Below are 6,554 nucleotides of genomic sequence, written 5' to 3'. Positions count from 1 at the left end.
GCGCGCGTGGCCGTCGGCACGATGCCGGCTCCATCGCGAACGCCAGCGACCTTCCCACCGGCACGACCAACGTCGGCTCACAGGTGTGCCCAGATCCTCCCCGTCCCCCTGATAGCTGCCCGTTCTTGGCCGCGGGCGCGCGGGTCAAGTCCAAGCGCCCCAACCCCAGCGAAGCCCCACAACAACCGCGCGCGGACTTGAGGCGCGCGCCCGTGGCCAAGACAATCAGGCAGCAGGGAGACGGGCCAACGCGGCAGGGACGACCCACGCGTCGGGTCGGCGCACCTCATGCAGTGGAGAGGACGGCGGCGACCGCGTCGGGCCGTTCCAGCGGCGAGAGGTGACCGGCGCCGTCGACGACGTGTACCGGGATGCCGCCGAGCGCCACGGCCATCGCGTCGGCCTCGTCGCGGCCGGTCAGCGTGTCCTCGGCGCCGACGATGACGCTGCTGACGTCGAGGCCGCGCGCGGCGGCGTCGCGCAGGGTGTCGAACGACGGCGGGCGTGCGGCCATCGCCCGCTGGGCCCAGGCGACGCCGTCCGGCGGGGCGGCGTCCAGCCAGCCCGTCACCCGTTCGACGAGGGCGGGCCGGTCGCGGCGGGTGGTCGCGCCGAGCAGGGTGTCGAGCATCGGCCGCAGCGCCCGGGCGCCGTTCCGCTCGACCGCGTCGGCCATGCGCAGCCGGTTCGCTCTCGCCTCGTCGGTGTCCGCGCTCGCCTTCGTGTCGATGAGCACGACGCCGGCGACGAGGTCGGGGTGGCGCCGCAGCAGCGCCATCGTCACGTACCCGCCCAGCGACAGCCCGCCGACGACCGCCCGGTCGACACCGTTCGCGGCCAGCTCGGCGGCGACGTCGTCGGCGTAGGTGTCGAGGGACGGCTCGCCCGCGTCGTCGAGCGCAGGGCCGCCGAAACCACGCAGCGCCGGCCGGAGCAGCGTCGTGTCCGGCAACTGGAGGGCGAGGTCGTCGAAGACCGCGGGCGTGAGCGGGAACGCGTGGATCAGGACGAGCGGCAGGCTCATCCCCCGACCCTAGCCGCCGGCCCGCGTTGATCTTGGAGTCGTTCGGCCATTGTGGGGCGTTTTGCCCGATAGATGGCCGAACAACTCCAAGATCAACTTCTGGCTGGGGTGGCGGGGAGGTCGACGCGGACCAGGAGGCCGCCGTCCGCGCGGGCGTGGGCGGTCGCGGTGCCGTCGTGGGCGTGCGCCACCGAGCGGACGATCGACAGCCCGAGGCCGATCCCGCCGCCGGCGCCGGTCGCCGCGGTCCGCCCGTTGCCCCGGCGGAACGGCTCGAACAGCCCCTCGACCTCGTACGGCGCGAACACCGGGCCGGTGTTCTCGACCTGCAGCGCGACGCCGTCGCCGGCCACGCCGGTCCACACCCGCAGCTGCGCGCCGTCGCCGCCGTGCCGGACGGCGTTCTGCACGAGGTTCGCGACCAGCCGCTCGAGCAGGACGGCGTTCCCCGTCGTGGGTGCGGGCTCCAGCGCCGCCGTCACCGTGACGCCGTGCGACGACGCCTCGTCCCGCTCCTGCTGCAGCACGTGGGCGGCGATCTCGGACAGGTCCACGGGCGTCGGCGACGTCACCGTCTGTTCCGAGCGGGCCAGCGTCAGCAGCCCCTCGACCAGCCGTTCGCTGCGCTCGTTGGTGGCCAGGATGGTGGGCGCCAGCCGCTTGAGGTCGTCGGAGACGTCCGGGTCACCGAGCGCCACCTCGAGCAGCGTCCGGTTGACGGCGAGCGGGGTGCGCAGCTCGTGCGAGGCGTTGGCGACGAACCGGCGCTGCGCGTCGAACGAGCGGTCCAGCCGTTCCAGCATGGCGTCGAACGTGTCGGCCAGCTCCTTCAGCTCGTCCCGCGGCCCGGACATGGCGATGCGCTCGTGCAGGTTGCGGTCGGCGACCCGGCGGGCGGTGTCGGTGACCCGCTGCAACGGCCGCAACGCCCGCCCGGCCACCAGCCAGCCGAGGCACACCGCCAGCACCAATGCGCCGGCCAGCGCGATCAGCGACCACAGCAGCAGCCGGTCGAGCACGTCCTCGCGGTAGGCGGCGATGGCCTCGCGGATCGCCTCGACGTCCAGCGGCCGGCCGAACCGGTCGCCGCTCAGATCGTCGGCACCAGGCGGGTTCGGGCGCACCAGCGACTCCGAGACCAGCACGTACGTCATCGTCACCAGCACCGCGCCGGCCACCGCGAACGCACCGGCGTAGAGCGCGGTGAGCCGGGCGCGGACCGGCCAGCGCGCCGGGTTCGCGCCGAGCCTCATGCCGCACCGCCCAGGCGGTAGCCGGCCGAGACGACCGTGTGCACGATGGGCGGGTCGCCGAGCTTGCGCCGCAGCGTCATCACCGTCACCCGGACCACGTTGGTGAACGGGTCGGCGTGCTCGTCCCACACCTTCTCCAGCAGCCGCTCGGCGCTGACGACGGCGCCGTCGGCGCGCAGGAGCTCCTCCAGCACGCCGAACTCCTTGCGGCCGAGCCGCACCGGACGGCCGTCGCGGGTCACCTCGAGCCGGGCGGGGTCGAGCACGACCCCGTCGCGCGACAGCACCGGCGGCGCGGCCTCGCGGCTGCGCCGGCCCAGCGCGCGCACCCGGGCGACCAGCTCGGCGAAGGCGAACGGCTTGCCCAGGTAGTCGTCGGCGCCCAGGCCCAGCCCGTCGACGCGGTCGGTGACGTCGGCGGCCGCGGTGAGCATGAGCACCCGGGTCGCCGGCCGGCTGGCCACGACCGAGCGGCACACGTCGTCGCCGTGCGTTCCCGGCAGGTCGCGGTCGAGCACGACGACGTCGTAGTCGTTGACAAGCAGCCGCTCCAGCCCGGCGGCGCCGTCGTAGGCGACGTCGACGGCCATCGCCTCGCGCCGCAGGCCGGTCGCGACCGCGTCGGCCAGCAGCGTCTCGTCCTCGACCACCAGCACCCGCACGTCGTGTCCCCCTCCTCGGCCGCCGTTCCACCCTGACGGCGCCGGCATAAGGCCAGCGTAAGAGCACGCCGTCACCTCACGCCGGTCTTATGCGCGGCCGCGTACCCCTGGGGCCATGACGATTTCGCGTACCACCGCCCTGCTGGGCATGGCCGCAGCGCTGCTGTTCGCCGGCTGCGGCGGCGACGACGGCGAGGCCGAGGTGGCCAGTGCCGGCGGGACGGCGGCCGCCGTCGCCGAGGCGACCGAGGACAGCGAGCTCAGCCAGGACGAGCAGGCCTTGGCCTTCGCCGAGTGCCTGCGCGAGAACGGACTCGACGTGCCGGACCCCGAACCCGGTCAACGCGGCGGATTCGGCGGCTTCGGCGGGTCCGGGGCGCTCGGCGACGATGTCGACGAGGAGACCTTCCAGGCCGCGATGGAGGCCTGCCGCGGCCTCGCGCCGACCTTCGACCGCGAGCGCGACCTGTCGCCGGAGCAGCAGGAACAGCTGCTCGAGCTGACCGAGTGCCTGCGCGACCAGGGCATCGACGTGCCCGACCCGGGCGCCGGCGGGTTCGGCGGCGGCACCGGGCTCGGCGACGTCGACCGCGACGAGCTGATGGCGGCCCGTGAGGCCTGCCGCGAGCAGCTCGACCTGCCCTCGCCGACCGCGCGGCCGGGGGCCGGCACGTGAGCCGCCGACCCGTCTGGACCACCGTCGGCGTCGTCGCGCTGGCCGCGGCCGGCGCCGGCGGTTGGCTGATCGGCCGCGACGACACCGGCCAGGCCGCCGGCGCGGAGAGCACCGGACCGGTCGCGACGGCCACCGTGGAGCTCGGCTCGTTGACGGCGACGGAGACGTGGAGCGCCACGCTCGGCCACGGAGACCCGGCGACGGTGTCCGCGCCGGCCGCCGGGGTGCTGACGCGCGTCGCCGCCTCCGGCGCCGCCGTCACGCGCGGCAGCGTGCTGTTCCACGTCGACGAACAGCCGGTGGTGCTGCTGCTCGGCGCGGTGCCGATGTACCGCGACCTCGGCGTCGGCGCCACCGGCGCGGACGTCGCCCAGCTGGAGGAGAACCTGGCGGCGCTCGGGTACACGGGGTTCACCGCCGACGACGAGTACACCTCCGCCACCGCGGACGCCGTCGAGGAGTGGCAGTCCGACCTCGGGGCGGCGGAGACGGGCGCCGTCGGGCGGTCGTCGGTCGTGTTCCTGCCGGAGGGCGGGCGGGTGGACGCGCTGCCGGCCGAGGTCGGCGACACGCTGCAGCCGGGGACCGCGGTGCTGGAGCTGACCGGGACGGCGCAGGTCGTGCGGCTCGAGGCCGACCCGGCGGACGGCGACCTGGTCGCCGCCGGCACCGCCGTCACCGTCGTGCTGCCGGNCGGACGGCGACCTGGTCGCCGCCGGCACCGCCGTCACCGTCGTGCTGCCGGACGGCACCGAGCTGGCCGGGACGGTGGCGTCGGTGACGGTCGAGGCGGCGGCCGCGAGCGCCGCCTCGGACGCCGCGGCGGCGCAGGGCGGCGAGTCCGAGGAGACGCTCGCGGTGGAGATCGCGCTCACCGACCCGGACGGGCTGGCCGCCGCCGAGCCGGCCGGCACGTCCGTCGACGTCGAGCTGGCCGTCGACTCGCGCAGCGACGTGCTCACCGTCCCGGTCAACGCGCTGCTCGCCCTGGCCGAGGGCGGCTACGGGCTGGAGCTGGTGGCCGACGATGGGACGACGTCGATCGTCGCGGTCGAGACCGGGCTGTTCGCCGACGGCCGGGTCGAGGTCAGCGGCGACGGGATCGCCGACGGCGTCGTGGTCGGGACGGCAGGCCGATGAGCCACGCAGTGGTCGAGCTGACCGGCGTCGTCCGCGAGTACCCAGGGTCTCCCCCGGTGCGCGCGCTGGACGGCGTCGACCTGCGGATCGAGGCCGGCGAGCTGGTCGCGATCGTCGGCCCGTCCGGGTCGGGGAAGTCGACGCTGCTGCACGTGCTCGGGACGCTGGACCGGGCCGACGCCGGCACCGTCCGGATCGACGGGCACGACGTCGGCGCGCTGTCGGACACGCAGCTGTCGGCGCTGCGGGCGCGGCGGATCGGCTTCGTGTTCCAGCAGTTCTTCCTCACGCCGGGCGTGAGCGCGCTGGACAACGTCGCCGACGGGCTGCTCTACACGGGGTTGTCGCTGCGCGAGCGCCGCGACCGGGCCGCCGCCGGGCTGGCCGCCGTCGGGTTGTCCGCTCGCGTGACGCACCAGGCGCACCAGCTCTCCGGCGGTGAGCGGCAGCGGGTGGCGGTCGCCCGGGCGCTGGCCGGGTCGCCGTCGCTGCTGCTGGCCGACGAGCCCACCGGCAACCTCGACACCGTCGCCGGCCGCGGCGTCGTCGAGCTGCTGCACGAGCTGCACCGGTCCGGCACCACCGTCGTCGTCATCACGCACGACCTCGACGTCGCCCGCAGCCTCCCCCGTCAGGTGCACCTGCGCGACGGCCGGATCGAACGCGACCGGGTGGCGGCAGCATGAGCAGCCGTGCGGGGAACGCCGTCGAGCCGTCGCGGCTGCGGCCGCCGGACGTGCTGCGGGTGGCCGGAGCGGGGCTGAGAGCACGGCCGCTGCGCGCGGTGCTCTCGGCGCTGGGCATTGCCGTCGGGATCGCCGCGATGGTCGCCGTCGTCGGCATCTCCGCGTCCAGCCGCGGGCAGGTGAACCAGCAGCTCGACGCCCTGGGGACGAACCTGCTGACCGTCGCTCCCGGGACGACGCTGCGCGGCGAGGCGGCGACGCTGCCGCCGTCCAGCGTCGGCATGGTGGCCCGGATCGGCCCGGTGACATCGGTGAGCGCGACCGGCGCGGTGCCCGACGCCGCGGTGTACCGGACCGACCGGATCGACCCCGGCCAGACGAACGGGCTGGCCGTGCTGACCGCCCGGCCGGACCTGCTCGCGACCGTGGGCGGGACCGTCGCCGCCGGCCGCTGGCTGGACGACGCGCTGGGCGCGTACCCGGCGGTCGTGCTCGGCTCGACGGCCGCCGAGCGGCTCGGGGTGGCGCGGACGGACGGTTCGGTCGCCGTGTGGCTCGGCGGCGAGCGGTTCACCGTCGTCGGCGTCCTCGACCCGGTGCCGCTGGCGCCTGAGCTGGACTCCGCCGCGCTGATCGGCTGGCCCGTCGCCTCGTCCCTGCTGGGCTTCGACGGCTCGCCGACGGTGATCTACGAGCGGTCGGCGGAGTCGCAGGTGGACGCCGTCCGGGCGGTGCTGCCCGCGACGGTGAACCCGGAGAACCCCGAGGAGGTCACGGTGAGCCGCCCGTCCGACGCGCTCGCCGCCCAGGCCGCGGCCGACGAGACGCTGACGACGCTGCTGCTGGCGCTCGGCGGCGTGGCGCTGCTGGTCGGCGGCATCGGCGTCGCCAACACCATGGTCATCGCCGTCCTGGAGCGGCGCTCGGAGATCGGGCTACGTCGGGCGCTGGGGGCGACCCGGGCGCACGTCCGGCGGCAGTTCCTCGGCGAGTCGGTGCTGCTCGCGGCGTTGGGCGGGGTCGGCGGCGCGCTGCTGGGCGCCGCCGTGACGGCCGCCTTCGCCACGTCGCGCGGCTGGCCGCTCGCGCTGCCGGCGTGGGTGCTGGCCGGCG

At 75.7% G+C, this 6,554-nt stretch carries 6 protein-coding genes and 1 pseudogene; 4 read left to right on the top strand and 3 right to left on the bottom strand.

All coding sequences use genetic code 11. The features are described from left to right. Positions 1 to 286 precede the first annotated feature (286 nt). The 3 genes from DY240_RS13450 to DY240_RS13440 form a co-directional block, all read right to left on the bottom strand. Entirely contained in the window at positions 287 to 1,024 is a 738-nt protein-coding gene (locus DY240_RS13450) for an alpha/beta fold hydrolase (RefSeq protein ID WP_119660385.1), read from the bottom strand. A gap of 92 nt (positions 1,025 to 1,116) precedes the next feature. After that, on the bottom strand, positions 1,117 to 2,277 hold the full coding sequence (locus DY240_RS13445; RefSeq protein ID WP_119660384.1) for a sensor histidine kinase: 1,161 nt from the start codon (positions 2,275 to 2,277) through the stop codon (positions 1,117 to 1,119). After that, on the bottom strand, positions 2,274 to 2,939 hold the full coding sequence (locus DY240_RS13440; RefSeq protein ID WP_119660383.1) for a response regulator transcription factor: 666 nt from the start codon (positions 2,937 to 2,939) through the stop codon (positions 2,274 to 2,276). Before DY240_RS13440 ends, DY240_RS13445 begins: the two co-directional genes overlap by 4 nt. A 115-nt stretch (positions 2,940 to 3,054) precedes the next feature. Between DY240_RS13440 and DY240_RS13435 the strand changes: the two genes are divergently transcribed. The 4 genes and pseudogenes from DY240_RS13435 to DY240_RS13425 all read left to right on the top strand — a co-directional run. Beyond that, positions 3,055 to 3,615 carry a hypothetical protein gene (locus tag DY240_RS13435; protein ID WP_147375317.1) on the top strand — a complete coding sequence of 187 codons (561 nt, stop codon included), beginning with the start codon at positions 3,055 to 3,057 and terminating at the stop codon, positions 3,613 to 3,615. Between the two features lie 326 nt (positions 3,616 to 3,941). Further along, positions 3,942 to 4,308, top strand: a pseudogene (locus DY240_RS34090) (peptidoglycan-binding protein); the annotation flags it as partial. Between the two features lie 443 nt (positions 4,309 to 4,751). Next, positions 4,752 to 5,441: an ABC transporter ATP-binding protein gene (locus DY240_RS33325; RefSeq protein WP_233552725.1), complete on the top strand. Its 690-nt coding sequence runs from the start codon at positions 4,752 to 4,754 to the stop codon at positions 5,439 to 5,441. Beyond that, positions 5,438 to 6,554, top strand: a 1,117-nt coding sequence (locus DY240_RS13425) for an ABC transporter permease (RefSeq protein WP_147375316.1), incomplete at its 3' end; no start/stop codon positions are given. The genes DY240_RS33325 and DY240_RS13425, both read left to right, overlap by 4 nt.

This window comes from Jiangella rhizosphaerae (assembly GCF_003579925.1).
In the GTDB taxonomy this organism is placed as follows: domain Bacteria; phylum Actinomycetota; class Actinomycetes; order Jiangellales; family Jiangellaceae; genus Jiangella; species Jiangella rhizosphaerae.
Note: the sequence above shows the minus strand (reverse complement) of the source record. Positions and strands in the feature narration are given on the sequence as shown.